The sequence below is a fragment of the Pseudoflavonifractor sp. 60 genome (assembly GCF_009911645.1).
Lineage (GTDB): Bacteria > Bacillota > Clostridia > Oscillospirales > Oscillospiraceae > Lawsonibacter.
This window is the reverse complement of the sequence record NZ_QWKI01000203.1, coordinates 1-19,571: the sequence shown is the minus strand read 5'-3', so window position 1 is coordinate 19,571 and position 19,571 is coordinate 1. Positions and strand designations below refer to the sequence as shown.

The following is a 19,571-nucleotide window of genomic DNA, read 5'->3' as shown; positions in this document are numbered from 1 at the left end:
GTGACTACATTTTACACGAAGTTTCCCTTGTTGTCCTCCCTTTTTTCTTGTGTTGCACTTCATATGATAATCTTTCCGGGCCCCTTTTGAAAGGGGCTCCGCGAAGCGGTGGGGATTGTCTGGCAGGCACTGTATCTACAGAAAATCTTGGGTAGGAGATAGTTTTGCCAGTGACAATCCCCTGGCCCCCTTTGCCTAAAGATAATTTACAAATCAAAGTACTTCATGCCAAGTCCTTCCCTTTTCCCCTAAGCTGTGATATACTGTCTCTCCACAGATATTCTATATCGATTCTGCTGATTGCGATAAATGGAGGGAACTATCTTGGCTCAATCCCACAAAAGCGAGGAGGCGCTCACCAGTGCCCCCATTGGTCCCCTGATGGTCAAGCTGGCCCTGCCTGCGGTGGCAGCCCAACTCATCAATATGCTTTACAACATTGTGGACCGCATCTACATCGGCCACATCCCCCAGGTGGGCCGCACCGCCCTTACCGGCCTGGGGGTCACCTTCCCCATTCTCATGCTCATCTCCGCCTTTACCGCCTTTGCGGGGATGGGAGGCGCTCCCCTGGCCTCCATCCGTCTGGGGGCCGGCGACCGGGAGGAGGCGGAAAAGATTTTGGGCAACTCCACCGCCCTGCTGCTGATCCTGGCCGCCCTGCTCACCACTGTTTTCTCTATCATCAAGGAGCCGGTGCTGATGGCCTTTGGCGCCTCGGAGGACACCATCGGCTATGCGCTGGACTACATCTCCATCTACCTGATGGGCACCGTCTTCGTTCAGCTGGCCCTGGGGCTCAACGCCTATATCACCGCTCAGGGCCAGGCGCTGGCGGCCATGTGCTCCGTGCTCATCGGGGCAATACTGAATATCCTGCTGGACCCCCTGTTCATCTTTGTCTTCCGCATGGGGGTACGGGGGGCGGCGCTGGCCACCATTATTTCCCAGGGGGTCAGCGCCTGCTGGGTGGTGGGCTTCCTGTGCTCCCGCCGCTCCAGCCTGCGCATCCGGACCAAAAATCTCCGCCTGGAGCTGCCGGTGGTGGGCCGGATCGCCGCTCTGGGGATCGCACCCTTCATCATGCAGTCCACCGAGAGTCTGGTGACCGTTGTCCTCAACTCCGGCCTGCAATTCTACGGCGGAGACCTGTACGTGGCCACCGTCACCGTTATGCAGAGCGTTATGCAGATGGTGGTCATGCCCGTCCAGGGGATCACCCAGGGAGTGCAGCCCATTATGAGCTACAACTTCGGGGCCAAAAACTACGCCCGCGTGCGGGAGACCTTTCGGCTTCTTCTGCGCACCACCCTGACAGTGACCATCAGCGCCTTTCTTTTGGTGTTCCTCTTCCCCAAACCGCTGGCCCTCATTTTCAATGGCGACCTGGAGCTGGTGGAGCTGACTGGACAGGTAATGCCCATCTTTTTCGGCGGCATCTGGGCCTTTGGCGCACAGATGGCCTGCCAATCCGCCTTTATGGCCATGGGGCAGGCGAAAACCAGCCTGTTTCTGGCTCTGCTGCGGAAGGTGATCCTGCTGGTCCCCCTGGCTATCCTCCTGCCCTGGATCACCGGCAGCGTCATGGGCATCTATGCAGCCGAGCCGGTGGCCGATATCCTGGCCTCCGCCACAACTCTGACCCTCTTCCTCCACAAGAGGAAAACCCTTCTGCCCGCCCAAAATCGGGAAAAATAATATTGACAGCTTCCGTTTCTCTGTAGTAAGATGAAAATAGAGGGCAAAAGACCGCCCAACTTTTCTGCGCAAGGAGAATGTGCAATGAAGAAAAAAATGTTAGCGGCCCTTCTTCTGGCTGCGGTGTGCGCCGGCTGTCTGGTGTGGGCCAATGTGCCCAAAACCGCCCTGTTGGAAAATGATATCCCCATGGGCGGGGACCCCAACAGCTCCTCGACTATCGAGATCGACGACAATGATATCCCTCTGGCCGAGGTCCCCAAGGGCGACAGCGAGGAGGACCCCTTTTCCCAGTTCACCGAGGATGAGCTGACAATTCTGAACGAGGTGCTGGACCTGGTCAACTCCGCCCGGGAGGAGGCCGGCCTGGACCCCCTGGAGCTGGACCCGACCCTGTGCGGCGCGGCTCAGGTACGGGCGGAGGAGTGTGTGGGCTCCTTCAGCCACACCCGCCCCAACGGCGACCGGTATAAGACCGCCATTACCGAGGCCGGCCTCTCCGCCAACTACACCGGCGAGAACATCGCTACTGGCCACACCAGCGCCAAACAGGTGGTGGACGCTTGGATGAAGTCTGAGGGCCACCGGGCCAACATCCTTAACGAGCACTATACCAAGCTGGGCGTGGGCTTCGAGGCCAACACCGGCAACCGCTACCGCGGCTACGCGTGGGCGCAGCTGTTTATGAGCGACCCCAAGTAAAATCCACGCGCCCTCCCCAGACACGGGGAGGGCGCGATTTTTTTATTCCGAGGGGCGGTCCCCCTCTTCCCCTAAAATCTCATGGCAGAAGTCCCGGGCCTCCAGCAGAGCGGCGTAGGAATTTTTATCAATTAGCTGGCTGGTCCCCGCCTCATACTCCGCGATCGACCGGTTCACATCCACCAGACGGCGGCGTTCCCCCACCGGCTGGCTGTCCCGATGGAGCATATAGTAGGGGGTATAGCGCACATCGGTGAGGCTGGTATTGCCCTCTGTGTCCTTGGTCAGCTCCAGGTCCAGAATCACGGTGGTCTTGGTGGCCAGGTCCTTCCAGTGGCTGTCAAAGTGCTGATTGGAGATGAAGTTGCCCAGGGAGTAGATGACAAAGCCCCGGTGCGCCTGGCCGTCCTCCCCCACGGTGTCGATGGTCCGATAGGGCTGGAGGACGTGGGGGTGTCCCCCTAAAACCAGGTCCGCCCCCTGCTCCACCAGAAACTCGGACACCTTCTCCTGGTGGCTGTTCTCCTTGGTCTGGTACTCGACTCCCCAGTGGGTTATAACGGCGATCAGGTCGGGTTCCAGCGCCCGGGCGGCGGCCATATCGGCGGCCAGCAGGTCGTAGTCCGGATTAGAGAGGGAGGTGTAGTAGTCCGTATTGAAAATGTTGGCGGCATACCGCACCTCCTCCTTCAGCCGGTGGCCGTTGAGACCGTAGGTGTAGGCCAGGAAGGCCACCGAGATACCCCCCACGTCGGCCACATAGATGCCGCTGTTTTCGTCCCTCTCCTCCTGGGTCCGGTAGGTCCCCACATGGGCCAGCCCCGCCTCGTCCAGCACATCCAGGGTGCGGAACAGGGCGCCCGTCCCCTTGTCCAGGGTGTGGTTGTTGGTGGTACACACCAGGTCGAAGCCCGCCTTCTTTATGTCGTGGGCCAGGGCGTCGGGGGCGTTGAACCGGGGGTAGCCCGAGTACTCTGGGCCGCCGGCCAGGGGGGTCTCCAGATTGGCCAAGGCGTAATCAGCCAGAGCCAGCTGGGGGATTGCCCCCTCCAGCACGTGGCTATAGTTATAACTGTCCGTCTGGGCCACATAGCAGTCCTTGGTGAGGGGCAGGTGACTCATCACGTCCCCTGCGGCCATCAGGTGGGCCACAATGGGTTCGGGTTCAGGCTCCGCCGCCGGGACCTCCTCCTGCCGGGACTGGGCGGAGGGCTGCGGGGCCGGCTCCGAGATCTCTCCCTGCCCCGCCGGCGCGCAGCCCGCCAGCAGGACCAGGCTCAGCGCCAGTGCAAGAAATCTTCTCATCCCTCCCCCTCCATTCTGGCGTAAAGTATCTCCATCACATCGGAGCACAGGGCATACATCCCCCGCTCGTTCACATTTCGCCGGGCCCCGGTGGAAATAACCACAATGCCGTTGCCCGTGTCCGGGTTGTAGGTCATCAGGGAGTACACCCCGTAGGCGCTGCCAGTGTGGTAGTAGAGCATATCCTGTCCCAGCACGTCCTCCTGGCGGCGGAGAATCAGACACTGCTCAAAGGGGCAGTAGTCGGCCAGGTCCACGGTAAACCGGGGGGTTTCCATGTCGGCCACCGACTCCTCAGACAGCAGGCGGACCTCCTGAAACTCGCCCTCCAGAGGCTGGGCAATCACCATCTGGACTCCGTTCTCCACGTCCTCCACCGCTGTGTAGGTGTAGACCGGCGCTTGATAGACCCCGTCGTTAATCAAGACGGACATCAGCTTGGCCATATCCACCGCGCTGACCGTGAAGCCGCCGGGAAAAAAGGAGGCGCTGTCCCCAATTTTCGTGGGGACCTTCCGTCCGGTGTGCTCCTTTGCGGAACGGCCAACGCTGCCGCCGCTGTAGAGAGTGGCCACCTCCTTCTCCTCCAACCGGCCGCCAAAGAAGGAGGCCCTGGCGTCCATCGGCTCCAGAAAATGCTCCTGGAGGTAGTCGTCCAGCAGGCCGCCGTAGGCCAGTTCCAGAGTCGTACCCAGCACGCACATACCGAAGTTGCTGTAGGCCCAGTAGCCCCCGCTGCCCGGCTCCATGCTCCGCCAGGAGGACCTGCTCTGAAGCAGCCCCTTCAGCCGGGACAGGCCCCGGGTCGTATCCAGATTTTTGATGGAGGAGGTGTGGGTCATCAGCGTTCGGGCGGTGGGCTGGCCCTTACTGTAGGGATTGCGGACCCCTGTGCCCCAGTAGTCGCTGAGAGGGGCGTCCAAGTCCACGATCTCCTCCTCTACCATTGCCATAGCACACATGGCTACCACTACCTTGCTGATGGAGGCGATGCGCACCTTGGTGTCAGGGGTCATCTCCCGCTCGTTCTTCACGGCCCAGCCCCAGGCCCCCGACTGGCTCAGCTGGCCCCGCTCCACCGTGGCCACCGACACGGCGGCGGCGGAGTAGTTCTCCATAACCCTGGCCAGGGCGCCGTCCACGTCCGCCTAGGTCAGCACAGGCCCGGGCTCCAGCTCTGGCTCCGGCTCCGTTGGGACAGCCATTGCCTCAATGCTCTGCATTGAGGCACCGCTGATATCAGCGGTGGATTTTTCCGCTTCCGCAGAACCTCCGCCGTGTACAGCGGGAGTGCAGGCGGTAAGCAGCAGCATCAGCGCAGTGAACAGCGCCAGCCTTCGGTACATATGAAACACTTCCTCCGTCAGAACTTGCCGTTTCTTGTCAAATTAGTTCTATTATAGAGTGTCCCACCGAAATTGTAAAGAAATACTCTGTCGATTTTTCATTTCCCCTTCTGCTCATTACAAAACCCCCCTATGCGGCCCTGTTATACCGCATAAGGGGGCTCTTATGTTATGTGAACGGGGCCGCCCCTGCCGGTCAGTCCTCACGACAGACGATCTCCGCCTTTTTGTAGGCCTTCCAGTCCAGATGCTGGCCGCAGAAGCCGCAGTAATTCTGATACTCCCTGTCCATGGTCACGCTGCACTGGGGACACACTGGGTATACCCCGTCCGGGCGGAACAGGCGGGCCTGGGTCACCAGCATGGGAACACGGAAGGACAGCTCCTGCGCAGACGCTTTTTTCATTCCTCTTCCTCCCATAGCTGGACCAGCTCCAGAAACAGCTCCGCGAACTTCACCCGCTTGGGCTGAGTCAGGCTGGAAACCTCCTCAATGGTGTCCAACATCAACAAGAGTGTTTGATACTGTTCCGGCTCCGCCGTCCCCGACACCAGGGCGACAGGGTCCACGTCCATCTTTTTCGCCAGCCGCTCGATCATCTTCACCGTGGGATTGCCCCGCGCTTTCAGATAGTCCTGCAAGGTGGAGGGGGAGATCTCCAGCTTCTCGGAGAATCGCTCCACCGAGTCCTTTTCTCGCTCCTTTTTGGCCTGCATCATTTCGGCCATATTTTCCAACATTCCCATATCGACACTCCTTTCTGACAAAATTATACAAAATAAGCGCTCTATAGGGAATGATGAAATAATGGAAAAGCATACCGATTTATCCACATATTCCCGCCCGTCCACAAAAAAGGCGCTCACCGCTTCATTGCAGTGAGCGCCTTGGGTCAGTTCTGGGTCCCGGCGTCGGGGAGTGCGTCTTCCCCTCTGCCCCGGTTTGGCCGTTCGCTCCGGAAGTCTCCTCCCTCCGGGGGCGCTTCAGGCCTCTCCCCCTGGGGTTTGCCGCCCTGAGGCATATCGCCCTGAGCGGGGAACTCTCCCCAGTCTCCGCGGGGGCCGCCTCCCGGCCGTCCGCCCATCATCCCCTGGCTTCCATAGGATGTGACATAGTCGGACAGGGTCAGCTGGGTCAGCTCCGTGCCGCCGGAGTAGGACCCGCCGGAGCAGAGACCGTCTTCAGCCGTGCCGCTGTAGTCTCCCCCATAGGAGACGGTGTAGACGCCGCCCTCCACCAGATCCGGAGAGGAGAACACGATGCTGTTGGCGTCGATGGGCAGCTGGAAGACGAACTCCCCTTGTTCGCCAGACAGGCAGACAAAGCTGTCCGCCGGGAGGATGCTGTCAAGGCCCAGGGAGATGGTGTACTGGCTGGCCTGGCTGGGGTTCTGTGCCATATTCCGGCTGCCCACCGCCAGGAGCGTGCCCCCCGACAGGGTGAAGGAGCCGTCGCAGTCCAGGGCGCTGTCCCCCTGGCCGGTGCTGGACACCGCAACGGTGCCGCCGGAAATGGTGAGAGATCCGTTGGAGTCCAGGCCGTCCCCTCCCGCCTGAATGGTCAGATATCCTCCGGAGATATCCAGCCAATTGTCAGAGCTTCCGCCGCCGAAGGGATTGCCCCGGTCAAAGCCGCCGAAGCCGCTGCCGTCTGCGCCCCCCGCCGCGTTTACGCCGTCGTCCGAGGAGAGGATGCTTATGTTCCCACCGGTGATGGAGACGGTGGTCCCCTCCAGCCCCTCGTAGGAGGTGAGGATCTCAATCTCCCCGCCTGAGACGGCCAGGGCCTGGTCGGCGTGGAAGCCGTCGTCCCCGGTGGAGACAGAGAAAGAGCCTCCGGTTACCGTTACGTCTCCGTTGGAGTGGACGGCGTCATCAGAGCAGTTCAGGGTGTAGACACCGTCGGCGAGGGTCAGATCGGTCCCCGCCTTCAAGCCCTTGGAGCTGATCTCCTCAGAGGGCTGTACCGTGCTCCCTCCGCCGGAGATGACAGCGCAGCTGCCGCCGGATATGGTCAGGCTGGTCTCCGCCTGAATGCCATCCTCCCCGGCAGTCAGGTCCAGGGCCGAGTTGGATATGCTGACCCACCCCAGGGTCGCATCAGTGTCTTTGGAGGAGCGTATGGCGTCGCCGCCGCAGGAGACGGTGATCTGGGCGCCGTCAATGGTGTTGGAGTCCTTGCCGTTGATCCCGTGGTTGACGGCGGTGACGAAAAGGGCCCCATCGTAAATCTGCAGCGTGTCCTTGCTGGTGATGCCGTTGTTGTAGCTGCCCGTCACCGTCAGCGCTCCTGTTCCCTCGATTACCAGGTCCGCCTTGCTGTACAAGCAGGCGTTGGGCTCCTCGTCAGCGGCAGAGGAGTACTCATCGTCAAAGGTGTAAACGGCCCCGTCGGCGAGAACATTGTCCGTCCCCTCTATCAGGTGGATGGTGGCGGTACCGGCCTTGTAGATGTATAGAGGACTGCCCCAGGAGCAGGTGATGTCCACACTGTTCAGTGCGATCGTTACCTCCTCCTTGGGGGCGTTGACAATGATGCGTCCCTCCTTCAAAGTGCCGCTGACCGTGTAGACCCCGCCGGAAGAGATGGTGACCACGCCGTTTGCCACGCTGGCCCCCGTTCCCTCCACCTCCCCGCCGGAGCCGGTGAGGGTGATGCGGGTTGCGCCTGTCAGGTCCAGTGCCGCTGGGCTGCGAACAGATACCGCGTGGGTCTGGGACGAGGCAGAGGATGAGGACGAAGCCGCTCCGCTTCCGGTCCCGCAGGCGGAGAGAGGCAGCAGGGCAGCGCACAGCAGGCAGACCGCCCATTTCATGGAATATTTCATAGAGAAACCCCCTTACTATTGATTTGGTTCGTGTTCCGCTCTGTTTATACCTGGCAAACCTAAAGGGGACCTAAAGCCGGGCACAAGTTTACAAAAAGTTCACCTTCCGGCGGCAATTCTTTAGCTTCCCTTTAGGAACAGCCCTTATGCTGGCAGCAGAACATAGCAAGGGGGTTCCTGATATGGCAGGAAAAATGCAATTTTGTTTTCAGCGATATGAAAAAAAGTACATGCTGACGCCGGACCAGCTGGCCAGAATGCTGGCTGGGATGGAGGAGCATATGAAATCTGACGACTTTGGCCGCTACACCATCTGCAACCTCTACTATGACACCGACGATTTCCGGCTGATTCGCGCCTCGCTGGCCAAGCCCGTCTACAAGGAGAAGCTGCGCCTGCGCAGCTACGGCGTGCCCAAAAGCGAGGACCAGGTCTTTGTGGAGCTGAAGAAGAAGTTCAACGGCGTGGTCTATAAGCGCCGCGCGGTAATGCGCGCCGGGGAGGCGGCCGTCCAGCTGAGCAGGGGGGAGACCTTCGCCCGGGGGGACCAGATTGACCGGGAGATTGCCTGGTTTCTGCAAAGCTGTCCCGTCTCTCCCAAGGTGTTCATCGCCTACGACCGGACGGCCTTCGCCGGAGTGGAGGACCCGGAGCTGCGCATCACCTTCGACACCAACCTGCGCTGGCGGGACCGGGAGCTGGACCTGCGGGCCGGCGACTGGGGGGAGCCCATCCTGCCGCCGGATCAGATTTTAATGGAGGTCAAAATTCCCGGCACGACCCCAGTGTGGCTGGCCCATTTGCTCAGCAGGATTGGGGCCTTCCCCACGTCCTTCTCCAAGTATGGGACCTGCTACACCAAAAAAATTCTGGCTCCCAGCCTGGCTGGGCGAACTGGAGAGGAGGCGCGTGTCTGTGCTTAATTCAATTCTGACTGGGGCGGAGATCACCCTGAACACCTTTTTGATCTGCACCGCCGTATCCCTGCTGCTGGGTCTGGGCATTGCCCTGCTGTGTATGTACCGCAGCAGCTGTACCCAGAGCTTTCTCCTTACCCTGGCCATCCTTCCGGCGGTGGTGCAGGTGATAATCATGCTGGTCAACGGCAACATCGGCACCGGTGTGGCGGTGGCGGGGGCCTTCGGGCTGGTCCGGTTCCGCTCCGCCCCGGGGACCGCCAAGGAAATTGGCATGATCTTCCTGGCAATGGCGGTGGGGCTGGCCACCGGCATGGGCTATGTGGTACTGGCCCTGCTGTTCTTTGGGGTCATAGCCTTCTTTCTGCTGGTCCTCGCCCAGCTGCGCTTCGGCGGCAGGGATGAGAACGAGCGGGAGCTGAAAATCACCATCCCGGAGACCCTGGACTACGAGGGGCTGTTTGACGACCTGTTCCAGCAGTACGTCCGCACCGCCCAGCTGGAGCGGGTGAAGACCAGCAACATGGGGACCCTGTACGAGCTGGACTACCGGATCGTGCTGCGGGACAGCGGCGTGCCCAAGGAGTTTTTGGACGCCCTGCGGTGCCGGAACGGGAATCTGAACATTGTCTGCGGCAGAGTCGCCTCTCGAGAGGCCCTTTAAGCCCTTGCGCGCCGCCGGCGTCTGCCTTATAATAAGACGGGCGAGACCCCCGGCTGGCTGCCGGGGGTTCCAAACCCATGATATTGCAACAGGGAGGAATGGCTGTGCGGCTTTTGATTGCTGAGGACGAGCTGGACCTGGCAGAGGCGTTGACGGCGTTTTTAGAGAAAAACCAGTACACGGTGGACGCGGTCCACGACGGAGCCACTGCGCTGGACTACGCCGGCACCGGGGACTATGACGCCATTATTTTGGACATTATGATGCCCAAGCTGGACGGGCTCCAGGTGCTGACCCGGCTGCGGGACATGGGAATCGCCGCGCCGGTGATGCTGCTCACCGCCAAGGGGGAGAAGGACGACCGGGTTGTGGGCTTCAACGCCGGGGCGGACGACTATCTGCCCAAACCCTTCGCCCCCGACGAGCTGCTGGCCCGGGTGCGGGCGATGCTGCGGCGGACCGGGGACTACAAGCCCACCGTACTGCGCTTCGGCAGCCTGGAACTGGACTGCGGCAGCAGCACCCTGCGGTGCGGAGCCGGGACGGAGCGGCTCAGCGGCCGGGAGTTCCAGGTGATGGAGCTGTTTATGCGCAATCCCCAGGTGATCCTTCCGGCAGAGCGCATTCTGGAGCGGGTGTGGGGCTGGGACGCCCAGGCGGAGATCAGCGTGGTATGGGTCCACATCTCCAACCTGCGGAAAAAGCTGGCCTGCGTGGGCGCAGACGCCGTCATTCGGGCCAGCCGGGGGCTGGGCTACTCCCTGGAGGCGGCGGGATGATTATCAGACTGCGCCGCCAATTTATCATCATTGCCATGCTGTCGGTCACCCTGGTGGTCTTCCTTACCGCCGTCACCATCAATCTGTTCAACTACCTGTCTATGGACCGCACTCTCAGCGATATCCTCCAGATGATTAGCGAAAACCGGGGCATGATCCCCCAGTTCTCCCCCGGCGAACGGCCCGGGCATCTCCCCAGAGGCCAGTTTACCCCCGAGACCCCTTACTCCACCCGGTACTTTGTCCTGTACTACCGGGAGGACGGCAGTCTGGACATGGCCGACCTGAAGCATATCGCCGCCGTTACAGAGGAGGACGCGGACCGCTATCTGTCGGTGGCCCTGAGACACGGGGAGGGCATGGGCTATGTGGAGCACTACAAGTACTATGTGACCCTCACCCGGGATGGACGGTATGCGGCGATTTTCCTGGACTGCCAGCGGGAGCTGCACTCGGTGCGCACCTTTGGGCTGATTTCCCTGCTGGTGGCGGCGGTCTGCGTGGCGCTGGTCTATGTGCTCATCTGGCTCTTCTCCAAAAAGGCCATTGAGCCCACCGCAAAGAGCGTAGAGAAGCAGAAGCGGTTTATCACCGACGCCAGCCACGAGCTGAAGACCCCCCTCACCGTCATTGCCACCAGCCTGAAGGTGCTGGAGATGGAGGTGGGGCAGCAGAAGTGGCTCGACAAGGCCCAGGTCCAGACCGAGAAGATGACCCGGCTGGTCAACGACCTGGTGACCCTGGCCCGCCTGGACGAGGAGAAGCCTCCCATACGCCCGGTGAACTTTGACCTGAGCGGGGTCGTGGAGGAGACGGCGGAGTCCTTCCGGGATTTTGCCGCCGCCAGGGGGCGCGCCCTGGAGCTGGACATCGCCCCCGGGCTGTCCTGCCGGGGGGACGAGTATGCCATCCGCCAGCTGGTGTCTGTCCTGCTGGACAATGGCGTGAAATACGCGGACAGCGGCGGTACCATCCGGGTCAGTCTGGAACAGGGCCGGCGGGGGGCGGTGCTCAAAACCTCCAATCCCTACGCCGGGCTGGACGCAGCGGAGCTGGACAAGCTCTTTGACCGCTTTTACCGCCCCGACCAGTCCCGCTCCCAGCAGACAGGGGGCTTTGGGGTGGGGCTGTCCATCGCCAGAAGTATTGTGGAGGCCCACAGGGGCGCCATCCGGGCGGAGTGCCCCCAGGAGGGGGTCATCCAGTTTGTGGTGACCCTGCGCAGCGCCCCTTAACAGCAAAACGCGGCGGTCCCGGTGCATGGGACCGCCGCTGCGGCTTGAGGGCGGCGGCCGGCTCCGGTCCCGCCTCTGATAAACTGGAATCTGGATGCGCCTAGGAGCGCGCCTGCGTCAATCTCTCTACCGCCTCTTCCCTTGTGGATACAAAGAAAATATCATTTCCGCGGTTTGACTCATACAAAAAGTCCTTCAGCGGCTTGCTGGTGTACCGGGAATAGTCCCCGTAAACCGCCGCCTTGACGTGATAGTTGATAAACTTCTGGAGGATTTCTCCCGCAATTCCCGTGCTCAGGATGAAGAAATCCCCGCATATTACCTTTTTGTCTATTGCAATTCTGTCCGCGCCGGTCTCATACCTAACCGTCATAACCAGGTCCAGCGCCGACCGAGTATCGGCAATGATGATCTCGTCACCGGAAACGACTGCAATATCTACGCCGCCATTCTTCACATGTTCAATTTTCATAACAATCCTCCTGACTTGAATCCGCAGTACCAATTCCAGTCGATCTTTCCGAGGGTACCACAGACGGCCCCGCCTGTCAACACAGGCCGGTCAAAATTGTGGAAAATCTGTCTTATCTGCCCAAAAGGTGGGGGGAAGTTGTGGGTTTTTACCTTGCGAAGCGGGTGGAACGGTGGTATAATATGCCGCAGCAATGGCCCCCCTCTTGGGTGGAGCCGGTCAGGAAAGGATGCACGTGTTTTGAAAGAGAAATTTCTCCGGTGCTGGGACTATATCGCGGCGCGCCTCTGGCTGCGCGGTCTGCTCAGCAGTCTCTGCTTTTTTTGTACCTTGGTGGGGCTGGACGGCGGCCTCCGGCTGATTCACAGCGGCGAGGGCAGTGTGGAGGCCTGTTCCTTCCTCTCCCCCATCCCCTGGATCTTTACCCTGGCCTGGGCGCTGATGCTCACCTGCCTGGTGTGGCAGCTGCCCCGGCCGGGGCGCAGAATCGCCATGGGGGCGCTGGGGGGCGTGGCCTGCGTCCTGTTTCTGACCCACGCCCTCCTGTTCAAGGCCAGAAATAATTTTTTCTCCTTTTCCGTGCTCATCTTCGCCGGGGACGGCTTCAAGTTCCTGGACCCCTCCTATCTGCGGGTCCGCAAGCTGGTGTGGATCCTCTTCCTGTGCGGGATCATTGGCACGGTACTGGCCTGTGTGCTGGCGGAACCGGGGAAGCGGAGCCTGCGGGGCCGTCTCATCGCCCTGGGGGCGGTCCCTCTGTGCATTCTGGCCATCAACCTGAACATCCAGAAGAACCTCACCTCCCGGCTGGAGATCCATGTGGACAGCCACCAGGCCAGTCTGCTGTACGAGGACTTCACCAGCCCCACCGACTGCGTGCTGCTGGCGGGGATGTATCAGCACGCCTTCCGGGACTTCTGCCTGACCTACGGGGTGTACGACAAGTTCAACCTGGCGGGCAACAGCGACACGGTGGCCGCCCTGGACGCCTGGTACGAGAGCAAGGTCCCCGACCCGGACAACGAGTGGACGGGCCGGTTCGCGGGCAAGAATGTCATTATGATTCAGCTGGAGGCCATTGATACCTGGATGATTAACGAACAGTTTATGCCCAACCTGTACCGCCTCCAGCAGGAGAGCCTGGACTTGACCCAGCACTACACCCCCATCTATCTGGACGCGGGCACCTTTAATACGGAGATGATTGTCAACACCGGATTGGTCTCCCCCTTTACCGGCAGCACCGCGTCTATGTACAGCCGCAACGCCTACCCCGATTCCCTGGCCAACCTGCTGACCGCGCAGGGCTATTCGGCCAACTCCTTCCACCGCTCCGACGGGTATGTCTACAACCGGGCGGTCATCCACGAAAACTGGGGCTATGAGAAGTACCACAGCGGCGCCGACATGGGTATCTCCCGGCTGGACTACGATACCGAGCTGATGCTGGCCTACGACGAAATGACCCCGGAGGAGCCCTTCCTCACCTTCATCATCACCTTCTCCGGCCACGGGCCCTATGAGAACAGCGAAATTTCCCGGGAAAATTACGACTTTGCCGCCGCCCAGGTGCCGACGGGGACCCCGGAGATGGTGATTCACGCCTACGCCCACGCCTATGAGACCGACCTGTTCATCGGCCAGCTGTACCGCCGCCTGGAGGAGGACGGCCTGCTGGACGACACGGTGCTGGTGGTCTACGGGGACCACTACAACTACTACACCATGGACAACAACCTGATTATGGAGCAGAAGAACGTGTGGGACAAGAATCTAATTACCCGCACCCCCTGCTTCATCTACGAGAAGAACACCCCGGCCATGAAGATCAGCAAGGTGACCTCCTCCTACGACCTGCTGCCAACCCTGGTCAATCTCCTGGGGCTGGACAACGACGGGCGGCATTACGTGGGCAACGACGTGTTCTCGGACAACGGGGGCTACGCCATTTTCGCGGACTACTCCTGGTACGACGGCGAGACCTACTGGAACGCCCTGGGCGGGGAGACCCCCTCCACGGAGGTGGCCCGGCGGAACGAGGAGCTGCGCCAGCGGCTCCAGATGAGCTGGGACACCATGAAGCTGAACTATTTCGCCAAGTAAAATTTTTTCTCCGCAGCCCTTGCCAAAGGGCGGGAAACGTGCTACACTATACCCACAGAACAAAAGACAAGTGAATAGCCGGGGGGGCTGCCGCGCAGCTGAGAGTAAGGCTTTAGGCCTTTGACCCTTTGAACCTGTTGGATAATGCCAGCGTAGGGAGTCAATTCTGAGACACGATCAGAGCATCCGCAGGCGCGCTTGGCGGATGTTCTGATTTTTATTTTTAGGAGGAAAGCCATATGAAAGCAAACGTTGCCATCCAGATCCTGCCCGCCGCACCCAATGACCAGGAGGTGGTCCGCATTGTGGACGAGGTGATCGACTACATCAAGTCCACCGGCCTGTACTACTACGTCGGCCCCTGTGAGACGGCCATTGAAGGGGACGACCTCCACCAGCTGATGGACATTGTGGAGCACTGCATGGAAGTGGCCCACAAAGCGGGCAGTCCCAAGGTGTCCGCCTATGTGAAGCTGGGCTACAACCCGGAGGGGCGCGTGCTGGGGATCGATGAGAAGACAGCAAAGCATCACCAGTAAGCTCCCCGCCGCCGGGGCGCTGGCAGGGGTGGCTCTGGTGTGGCTGGCAGTGAGCGAGGGGGGCCTGGTTCCCTCCTTCCTCCTGCCCTCCCCGGTGCAGGTGGTCCAGGCGCTGATTACAGACGCCCCCATTTTGCTGGAAAACGCCGGGGTGACCCTGCTGGAGGCGGCCCTGGGGCTGACCATCGGAGTGGCCGCCGCCCTGGTGCTGGCCACGGCTATGCACCGCTTCCGGATGCTGTACCGGGCGCTGTACCCCATTCTGGTCATCACCCAGACCATCCCCACCATCGCCCTGGCCCCTCTGCTGGTGCTGTGGATGGGCTTTGGAATGGCCCCCAAGGTGACCCTGGTGGCCCTGACCACCTTCTTCCCCATCGCCGTCAGTCTGCTGGAGGGCTATGCCAGCACCGACAAGGCGGCGGCCAATCTGCTGCGCTCCATGGGGGCCAGCCGGCGGCAGATCTTCCTTCACCTGGAGTTCCCCAGTGCCATGAGCCACTTTTTCTCCGGACTGCGGGTGTCCGCCTCCTACGCCGTGGTGGGGGCGGTGATCTCCGAGTGGCTGGGGGGCTTTGAGGGCCTGGGCGTGTACATGACCCGGGTGAAGAAGGCCTACGCCTTTGACAAAATGTTTGCCGTTATCATCATCATTGTGGCGGTCAGCCTGCTGCTGATGGGCCTGGTGACGGTGCTGCGGCGGCGGGCCTGCCCCTGGGAGGTCTTTGAAAAAATCGAAAGGAACGACTGAAATGATAAAGCGTTTTAAGCTTACGGGAGCGCTGCTTTTGGCGGTCCTGCTTCTTCTCACTGCCTGCGGCAGGAAAGCCGGCGGTCAAGGCGGCGGAGAGGAGCTGACCCCAGTGACCCTCTGCCTGGACTGGACCCCTAACACCAACTACACCGGTATGTACGTGGCCCTGAGCCAGGGCTGGTTTGAGGAGGCGGGACTGAAGGTCTCCATCGTCCAGCCTCCGGAGGACGGGGCGGTGGCCATCTGCGCCGCCGGTCAGGTGGAGTTTGCGGGCACGGCCCAAGACTCCATCGCCTCCGCTTTTGCCCGGAAGGACCCCCTGGCGGTGACGGCGGTGGCAGCCCTCCTCCAGCACAACACCTCCGGCATCATCTCCCGGGCAGGGGAGGGGATGGACCGTCCAGCCGGCCTGGCGGGACACACCTACTCCTCCTGGAACACCCCCACTGAGCTGGCCATGATGGAGCACGTGGTCACCGTGGACGGGGGGGACTTCTCCCAGGTGAAGCTGATCCCCAACAACATTGTGGACGAGGCCGGGGCCCTGCGGGAGCACCAGACCGACGCCATCTGGATCTTCTACGCCTGGGGGGGCATCTCCGCCCAGACCAGCGGCCTGGACTTTGACTACTTCGACTTTAAGGATATCGACCCCGTCTTTGACTACTACACCCCCATTCTCATCGCCAACAACGACTTTCTGGCCAGCCAGCCGGAGACGGCCAAGGCTTTCCTGGCTGCCGCCGCCAGGGGCTATGAGTACGCCATTGAGCATCCGGAGGAGGCCGTCCAGATGCTCATTGACGGAGACGACACCGGCTCTCTGGCGGGCAGCGAGGAGATGGTGAAGGCCAGCCAGCAGTGGATCGGCGGCCAGTACAAGGCCGAGGTGGAGCGGTGGGGCTACATCGACCCCGCCCGCTGGAACGCTTTCTATAACTGGCTCAATGACAACGATCTGGTGGAGAATCCCATCCCGGAAAACACCGGCTTCTCCAACGACTACCTGCCGCAATGAGGGGCGGAGGAGAGATTATCCTCCAGGCCCGGGACATCTCCAAGTCCTACGGCGGCCGGACCATCATCCAGTCCATCTCCCTCGCCCTGGGCCATGGGGAGCTGGTGGGTCTGCTGGGGGTGAGCGGGGCGGGGAAGACGACCCTGTTTAATGTGCTCTCCGGCCTGGAGCGCCCTGACGGGGGGACGGTGCTGCTGAAGGGGCAGGACGTGACCGGCACGCCGGGACACATCAGCTATATGCTCCAAAAGGACCTGCTCCTGCCCCACAAGCGGGTCGTGGACAACGTGGCCCTGCCTCTGGTCCTCCGGGGCAGGGGGAAGCAGGAGGCCCGGGCCCAGGCAGCATCCTACTTTTCCGCCTTCGGTCTGGAGGGGGCCCAGGACAAATATCCGGCCCAGCTGTCCGGCGGAATGCGTCAGCGGGCGGCGCTGCTGCGCACTTTTTTGGGGTCCCAGGGGGTCGCGCTGCTGGATGAGCCCTTCTCCGCCCTGGACGCCCTGACCAAGCGGGAGATCCACCGCTGGTATATGGGCATGATGGACCAGCTGGACCTGGCGACCCTGTTTATCACCCACGACATTGACGAGGCCATTCTCCTGGCCGACCGGGTCTGCGTGCTGGCGGGCCAGCCGGGGCAGATTGTAGAGGAGCTGACCATAGAACCTCCCAGGCCCAGGGAACTGTCCTTTGCCCTCAGCCAGGAGTTTTTGGCGTACAAGCGAAAGATCCTTTCCCTTCTGGAGGCCTGAATTCTGTGTTCCGGCTGTCCGCGCCCAGTGCGCAGAACTGGTGAATCGTTTGGGCCTCTCTGGCAAACAGGTACAGCTTTGGGGTCTCACTTTCGCACACGGCCACCAGACGCCCGTCCATACCCTGGTACATTTGCAAAAAATTGCCCACAGCAATCTGCGGCGTGATCCCGGCGATGTCGGAGAGAAGGGGCCGCAGTACACCGCCTTCCTCCAGCATGTCCAGCTGGAAGCCGGGGTAGGCGCTCATTTCCAGCTCCAGCTTTCCGCTGCACACCAGATCCAGGATAAATTCCCAGACCAGAAAGCCGTCCAGAATGCCGGCGGGCTCCCAGGGGGCCCTGTCCTCGTTCTCCCGCTCAAAGAGAAAGCTGCTGTCCCGGGCTATGCCCCAGTAGCAGCACAGCTGGTTTTCGGAGAGAAAGGTGATCTTTCCATCCTTCCGGAGGCGCAGGTTCCCCGGGGGCGTGAGGTAGTTCTGGCCCCGGTAGCAGGCTTTTGGCATATATTGGTAGTACTCCCGCAGGGGCAGAGGGAGCGCCCCGCCCAGCCGGGCCTCCGCATTGGCAATCGACTGCTCCGAGGCCCGGGGGCCCTCCGCTCCGGCGAATTTGCACAGGAAGTCCAGCACCGGCGCGATGGAGAGCAGGGGGCGCTCCTCCTGGGGGCGGAAGGGCTTTGGCTGCTCGGGGACCTTGTACTGGAAAATTTCGTGCCCGTTTTGACTGCGCTGCCAGCGGGGCTCCAGACCGGTGCCCTCCAGCAGCTCCTCCAGAGGCTCGTCCCGCCGGGCGCCGATGCGGCAGCCAATGAGCGTCTCCAAGTCTAAGTGCCCTTCCTCGTAATGACAGATTGTGGAGGGGGCAAAGTCAGCGGGGGGTGACCAGAAAAACCCCGGGGCGATGAAGAAAGCCGGGGGCGTTCCCGGGGAGAGACGAATGTTCTTCACCCTTTGATTCAAACAGGGCAGCTGGTCCCAGACGGAGTTGGGCAGCTCTTTCAGCCCCAGGACGCTGGGCATGGAATACAGCCTCTGGGTAAAGAGCCACCGGAGGATAAACTCTGACAGCGGCAGCGCTCCGGAATAATTTGACTGCCAGACTTTTTTGTCCCGGATAAAAAAGACAGGCGGGTCTGTCTCCTCCTGGTAGCTGTTGACCTCGTGACAATATCGATTTTTCGGCGTGGATTTTTGCTCGACCCCCATATAGTAATAGGTCTGTTCCTCTTCACACCAGGCAAAGGGGAGCAGGACGTAGTTCCAATAGACCCGCCTGACCCGCTGGAGCTTCAGCTCCTCAAAGGGGACCAGAGCGCAGGAGCCTGAGAAGAGGGGGTCCTCCGGGTGGAAGGTGAGGTACAGGTCCTTCAGGGCCTCCGGGAGCTTGATTTTAAGCTTCTTTTCCTTGGCGGCAATGTCTTCCGGGGTCACAGTGCTCTCCAGCTGACTGCCGAAGGATTTTACGATGTTCAGCTCGGTTAGAATCATTATTGCGCCTCCTTATGCTGCGGTTTCTCCATAAAAAAGGTGAAGGTGCCGGTGGCCGCCGTCTTCCCCCGAGTGTCTGTAATCACCACCTGGACCACCGACAGCTTGCTCCCCAGCTTCTTGGGGGGCGCCTCGCAGAACAGGTCCCCCTGGGCGGGGCGGAGGAACTCCATGGTGCTGGAGCTGGTGACGCAGTTCCCGCCCGTGGAGCAGGCGCAGCACCCCGCCACCGTGTCCGCCAGGGCCGCCATTGCGCCACCGTGGACCATGCCGTGGGGATTGATGGAGTTGGGCCCTGCGCGGAGGACTCCCCGGGCCAGACCGGGGGCTACACAGGTCACCTGGATGCCGTTTTCGTAGGAGAACTGGTGGGGCCGGTTTACCTGGTCTAAAATAGGGTGTCGGATTTCTTCCATGCGCTCCCCCTCCTAAATAATACGTAGTAAAAGCTGCCTGGCGGGCTCATTTGGGGACATTGTACCATATTTTCTCTTGCCTGACAAGCTGTCCGCCTGAGTTTACATAAGCCACAGATATAGGATTTATCACGGCGGGTCTCACAGTCGGTCCGGGGGAAGCGCCCTGCGAAGCAGGGCCGCACAAGCGGCGAAGCCGCTTGCCCCCTTTTGAAAGAGGGTGGCCGAGCGAAGCGAGGGCGGGGGATTGTCCCTGAAAGTACCGTCTTCTACCTAAAATTTCAAGTAGAGGCAGTGCCAGCAAATCAATCCCCACCGCTTCGCGGAGCCCCTTTTGAAAGGGGGTGGCCGAGCGAAGCGAGGGCGGGGGATTGTCCCTGAAAGCACCATCTTCTACCTAAAATTTCAAGTAGAGGCAGTGCCAGCAAATCAATCCCTACCGGCTTCGCCGGAGCCCCTTTTGAAAGGGGGTGGCCAAGCGAAGCGAGGGCGGGGGATTGTCCCTGAAAGCACCGTCTTCTACCTAAAATTTCAAGTAGAGGCAGTGCCAGCAA

Annotated in this window: 20 protein-coding genes and 1 riboswitch; of the genes, 11 read left to right on the top strand and 9 right to left on the bottom strand. The window is 61.0% G+C overall.

Features of this window, described 5'->3' with window-relative positions; translation table 11 throughout:
• Positions 1–324 precede the first annotated feature (324 nt).
• Both D1646_RS19645 and D1646_RS19640 read left to right on the top strand, forming a co-directional pair.
• Positions 325–1,698 (top strand): MATE family efflux transporter, encoded by a 1,374-nt coding sequence (locus tag D1646_RS19645; protein WP_347565259.1) that lies wholly within the window; start codon positions 325–327, stop codon positions 1,696–1,698.
• Between the two features lie 84 nt (positions 1,699–1,782).
• On the top strand, positions 1,783–2,400 hold the full coding sequence (locus D1646_RS19640) for a CAP domain-containing protein (protein ID WP_160638081.1): 618 nt from the start codon (positions 1,783–1,785) through the stop codon (positions 2,398–2,400).
• Between the two features lie 42 nt (positions 2,401–2,442).
• On the opposite strand, the gene D1646_RS19635 is transcribed toward D1646_RS19640, so the two are convergent.
• From D1646_RS19635 to D1646_RS19610, 6 genes are all read right to left on the bottom strand, one after another.
• Positions 2,443–3,705 (bottom strand): CapA family protein, encoded by a 1,263-nt coding sequence (locus D1646_RS19635; protein WP_160638080.1) that lies wholly within the window; start codon positions 3,703–3,705, stop codon positions 2,443–2,445.
• Positions 3,702–4,847, bottom strand: a complete 1,146-nt coding sequence (locus D1646_RS19630) for a serine hydrolase domain-containing protein (protein ID WP_160638079.1) — start codon at positions 4,845–4,847, stop codon at positions 3,702–3,704. The genes D1646_RS19635 and D1646_RS19630 overlap by 4 nt, the downstream gene beginning before the upstream one ends.
• A gap of 6 nt (positions 4,848–4,853) precedes the next feature.
• The gene (locus D1646_RS19625) at positions 4,854–5,051 is read right to left on the bottom strand and encodes a hypothetical protein (protein ID WP_160638078.1); all 198 of its coding nucleotides are present in this window, start codon (positions 5,049–5,051) and stop codon (positions 4,854–4,856) included.
• 196 nt (positions 5,052–5,247) lie between these two features.
• A complete protein-coding gene (locus D1646_RS19620) occupies positions 5,248–5,457 on the bottom strand; it encodes a hypothetical protein (RefSeq protein ID WP_160638077.1) in 210 nt (69 codons plus the stop codon).
• Positions 5,454–5,798, bottom strand: a complete 345-nt coding sequence (locus D1646_RS19615) for a helix-turn-helix transcriptional regulator (RefSeq protein WP_160638076.1) — start codon at positions 5,796–5,798, stop codon at positions 5,454–5,456. The genes D1646_RS19620 and D1646_RS19615 overlap by 4 nt, the downstream gene beginning before the upstream one ends.
• Positions 5,799–5,944: 146 nt before the next feature.
• Positions 5,945–7,879 carry a carbohydrate-binding domain-containing protein gene (locus tag D1646_RS19610; RefSeq protein ID WP_160638075.1) on the bottom strand — a complete coding sequence of 645 codons (1,935 nt, stop codon included), beginning with the start codon at positions 7,877–7,879 and terminating at the stop codon, positions 5,945–5,947.
• Between the two features lie 182 nt (positions 7,880–8,061).
• On the opposite strand from D1646_RS19610, the gene D1646_RS19605 reads away from it, so the two are divergent.
• From D1646_RS19605 to D1646_RS19590, 4 genes are all read left to right on the top strand, one after another.
• Positions 8,062–8,802: a polyphosphate polymerase domain-containing protein gene (locus D1646_RS19605; RefSeq protein WP_243154253.1), complete on the top strand. Its 741-nt coding sequence runs from the start codon at positions 8,062–8,064 to the stop codon at positions 8,800–8,802.
• Entirely contained in the window at positions 8,795–9,460 is a 666-nt protein-coding gene (locus D1646_RS19600; RefSeq protein ID WP_160638074.1) for a DUF4956 domain-containing protein, read from the top strand. The genes D1646_RS19605 and D1646_RS19600 overlap by 8 nt, the downstream gene beginning before the upstream one ends.
• Before the next feature lie 104 nt (positions 9,461–9,564).
• The gene (locus tag D1646_RS19595) at positions 9,565–10,239 is read left to right on the top strand and encodes a response regulator transcription factor (RefSeq protein ID WP_347565258.1); all 675 of its coding nucleotides are present in this window, start codon (positions 9,565–9,567) and stop codon (positions 10,237–10,239) included.
• The gene (locus D1646_RS19590) at positions 10,236–11,474 is read left to right on the top strand and encodes a HAMP domain-containing sensor histidine kinase (protein ID WP_160638073.1); all 1,239 of its coding nucleotides are present in this window, start codon (positions 10,236–10,238) and stop codon (positions 11,472–11,474) included. The genes D1646_RS19595 and D1646_RS19590 overlap by 4 nt, the downstream gene beginning before the upstream one ends.
• A gap of 100 nt (positions 11,475–11,574) precedes the next feature.
• Here the strand turns inward: D1646_RS19590 and D1646_RS19585 are convergent, their stop codons facing one another.
• Positions 11,575–11,946 (bottom strand): DUF4180 domain-containing protein, encoded by a 372-nt coding sequence (locus D1646_RS19585; protein ID WP_160638072.1) that lies wholly within the window; start codon positions 11,944–11,946, stop codon positions 11,575–11,577.
• Between the two features lie 240 nt (positions 11,947–12,186).
• Here D1646_RS19585 and D1646_RS19580 point away from each other — a divergent pair, with 240 nt between their 5' ends.
• From D1646_RS19580 to D1646_RS19560, 5 genes are all read left to right on the top strand, one after another.
• Entirely contained in the window at positions 12,187–14,049 is a 1,863-nt protein-coding gene (locus tag D1646_RS19580; protein WP_160638071.1) for an alkaline phosphatase family protein, read from the top strand.
• 70 nt (positions 14,050–14,119) lie between these two features.
• Positions 14,120–14,225: riboswitch (TPP riboswitch) on the top strand.
• A 63-nt stretch (positions 14,226–14,288) separates the two neighbouring features.
• Entirely contained in the window at positions 14,289–14,588 is a 300-nt protein-coding gene (locus D1646_RS19575; RefSeq protein WP_160638070.1) for a thiamine-binding protein, read from the top strand.
• Positions 14,560–15,339, top strand: a complete 780-nt coding sequence (locus tag D1646_RS19570) for an ABC transporter permease (protein WP_160638069.1) — start codon at positions 14,560–14,562, stop codon at positions 15,337–15,339. The genes D1646_RS19575 and D1646_RS19570 overlap by 29 nt, the downstream gene beginning before the upstream one ends.
• Before the next feature lies 1 nt (position 15,340).
• The gene (locus tag D1646_RS19565) at positions 15,341–16,360 is read left to right on the top strand and encodes an ABC transporter substrate-binding protein (protein WP_160638068.1); all 1,020 of its coding nucleotides are present in this window, start codon (positions 15,341–15,343) and stop codon (positions 16,358–16,360) included.
• Entirely contained in the window at positions 16,357–17,112 is a 756-nt protein-coding gene (locus D1646_RS19560; protein ID WP_160638067.1) for an ABC transporter ATP-binding protein, read from the top strand. The genes D1646_RS19565 and D1646_RS19560 overlap by 4 nt, the downstream gene beginning before the upstream one ends.
• On the opposite strand, the gene D1646_RS19555 is transcribed toward D1646_RS19560, so the two are convergent.
• Both D1646_RS19555 and D1646_RS19550 read right to left on the bottom strand, forming a co-directional pair.
• Entirely contained in the window at positions 17,057–18,601 is a 1,545-nt protein-coding gene (locus D1646_RS19555) for an SMI1/KNR4 family protein (RefSeq protein ID WP_160638066.1), read from the bottom strand. The two genes, D1646_RS19560 and D1646_RS19555, sit on opposite strands and share 56 nt — an antisense overlap.
• On the bottom strand, positions 18,601–19,017 hold the full coding sequence (locus D1646_RS19550; RefSeq protein WP_160638065.1) for a PaaI family thioesterase: 417 nt from the start codon (positions 19,015–19,017) through the stop codon (positions 18,601–18,603). The genes D1646_RS19555 and D1646_RS19550 overlap by 1 nt, the downstream gene beginning before the upstream one ends.
• Positions 19,018–19,571: the final 554 nt, after the last annotated feature.

Excerpts from the sequence above, each read along its gene's own strand:
- D1646_RS19640 (WP_160638081.1), top strand. The coding sequence starts at position 1,783 with ATGAAGAAAAAAATGTTAGCGGCCCTTCTTCTGGCTGCGGTGTGCGCC.
- D1646_RS19635 (WP_160638080.1), bottom strand. The coding sequence starts at position 3,705 with ATGAGAAGATTTCTTGCACTGGCGCTGAGCCTGGTCCTGCTGGCGGGC.
- D1646_RS19625 (WP_160638078.1), bottom strand. The coding sequence starts at position 5,051 with ATGTACCGAAGGCTGGCGCTGTTCACTGCGCTGATGCTGCTGCTTACC.
- D1646_RS19620 (WP_160638077.1), bottom strand. The coding sequence starts at position 5,457 with ATGAAAAAAGCGTCTGCGCAGGAGCTGTCCTTCCGTGTTCCCATGCTG.
- D1646_RS19615 (WP_160638076.1), bottom strand. The coding sequence starts at position 5,798 with ATGGGAATGTTGGAAAATATGGCCGAAATGATGCAGGCCAAAAAGGAG.
- D1646_RS19610 (WP_160638075.1), bottom strand. The coding sequence starts at position 7,879 with ATGAAATATTCCATGAAATGGGCGGTCTGCCTGCTGTGCGCTGCCCTG.
- D1646_RS19605 (WP_243154253.1), top strand. The coding sequence starts at position 8,062 with ATGGCAGGAAAAATGCAATTTTGTTTTCAGCGATATGAAAAAAAGTAC.
- D1646_RS19590 (WP_160638073.1), top strand. The coding sequence starts at position 10,236 with ATGATTATCAGACTGCGCCGCCAATTTATCATCATTGCCATGCTGTCG.
- D1646_RS19585 (WP_160638072.1), bottom strand. The coding sequence starts at position 11,946 with ATGAAAATTGAACATGTGAAGAATGGCGGCGTAGATATTGCAGTCGTT.
- D1646_RS19575 (WP_160638070.1), top strand. The coding sequence starts at position 14,289 with ATGAAAGCAAACGTTGCCATCCAGATCCTGCCCGCCGCACCCAATGAC.
- D1646_RS19570 (WP_160638069.1), top strand. The coding sequence starts at position 14,560 with ATGAGAAGACAGCAAAGCATCACCAGTAAGCTCCCCGCCGCCGGGGCG.
- D1646_RS19565 (WP_160638068.1), top strand. The coding sequence starts at position 15,341 with ATGATAAAGCGTTTTAAGCTTACGGGAGCGCTGCTTTTGGCGGTCCTG.
- D1646_RS19560 (WP_160638067.1), top strand. The coding sequence starts at position 16,357 with ATGAGGGGCGGAGGAGAGATTATCCTCCAGGCCCGGGACATCTCCAAG.
- D1646_RS19555 (WP_160638066.1), bottom strand. The coding sequence starts at position 18,601 with ATGATTCTAACCGAGCTGAACATCGTAAAATCCTTCGGCAGTCAGCTG.
- D1646_RS19550 (WP_160638065.1), bottom strand. The coding sequence starts at position 19,017 with ATGGAAGAAATCCGACACCCTATTTTAGACCAGGTAAACCGGCCCCAC.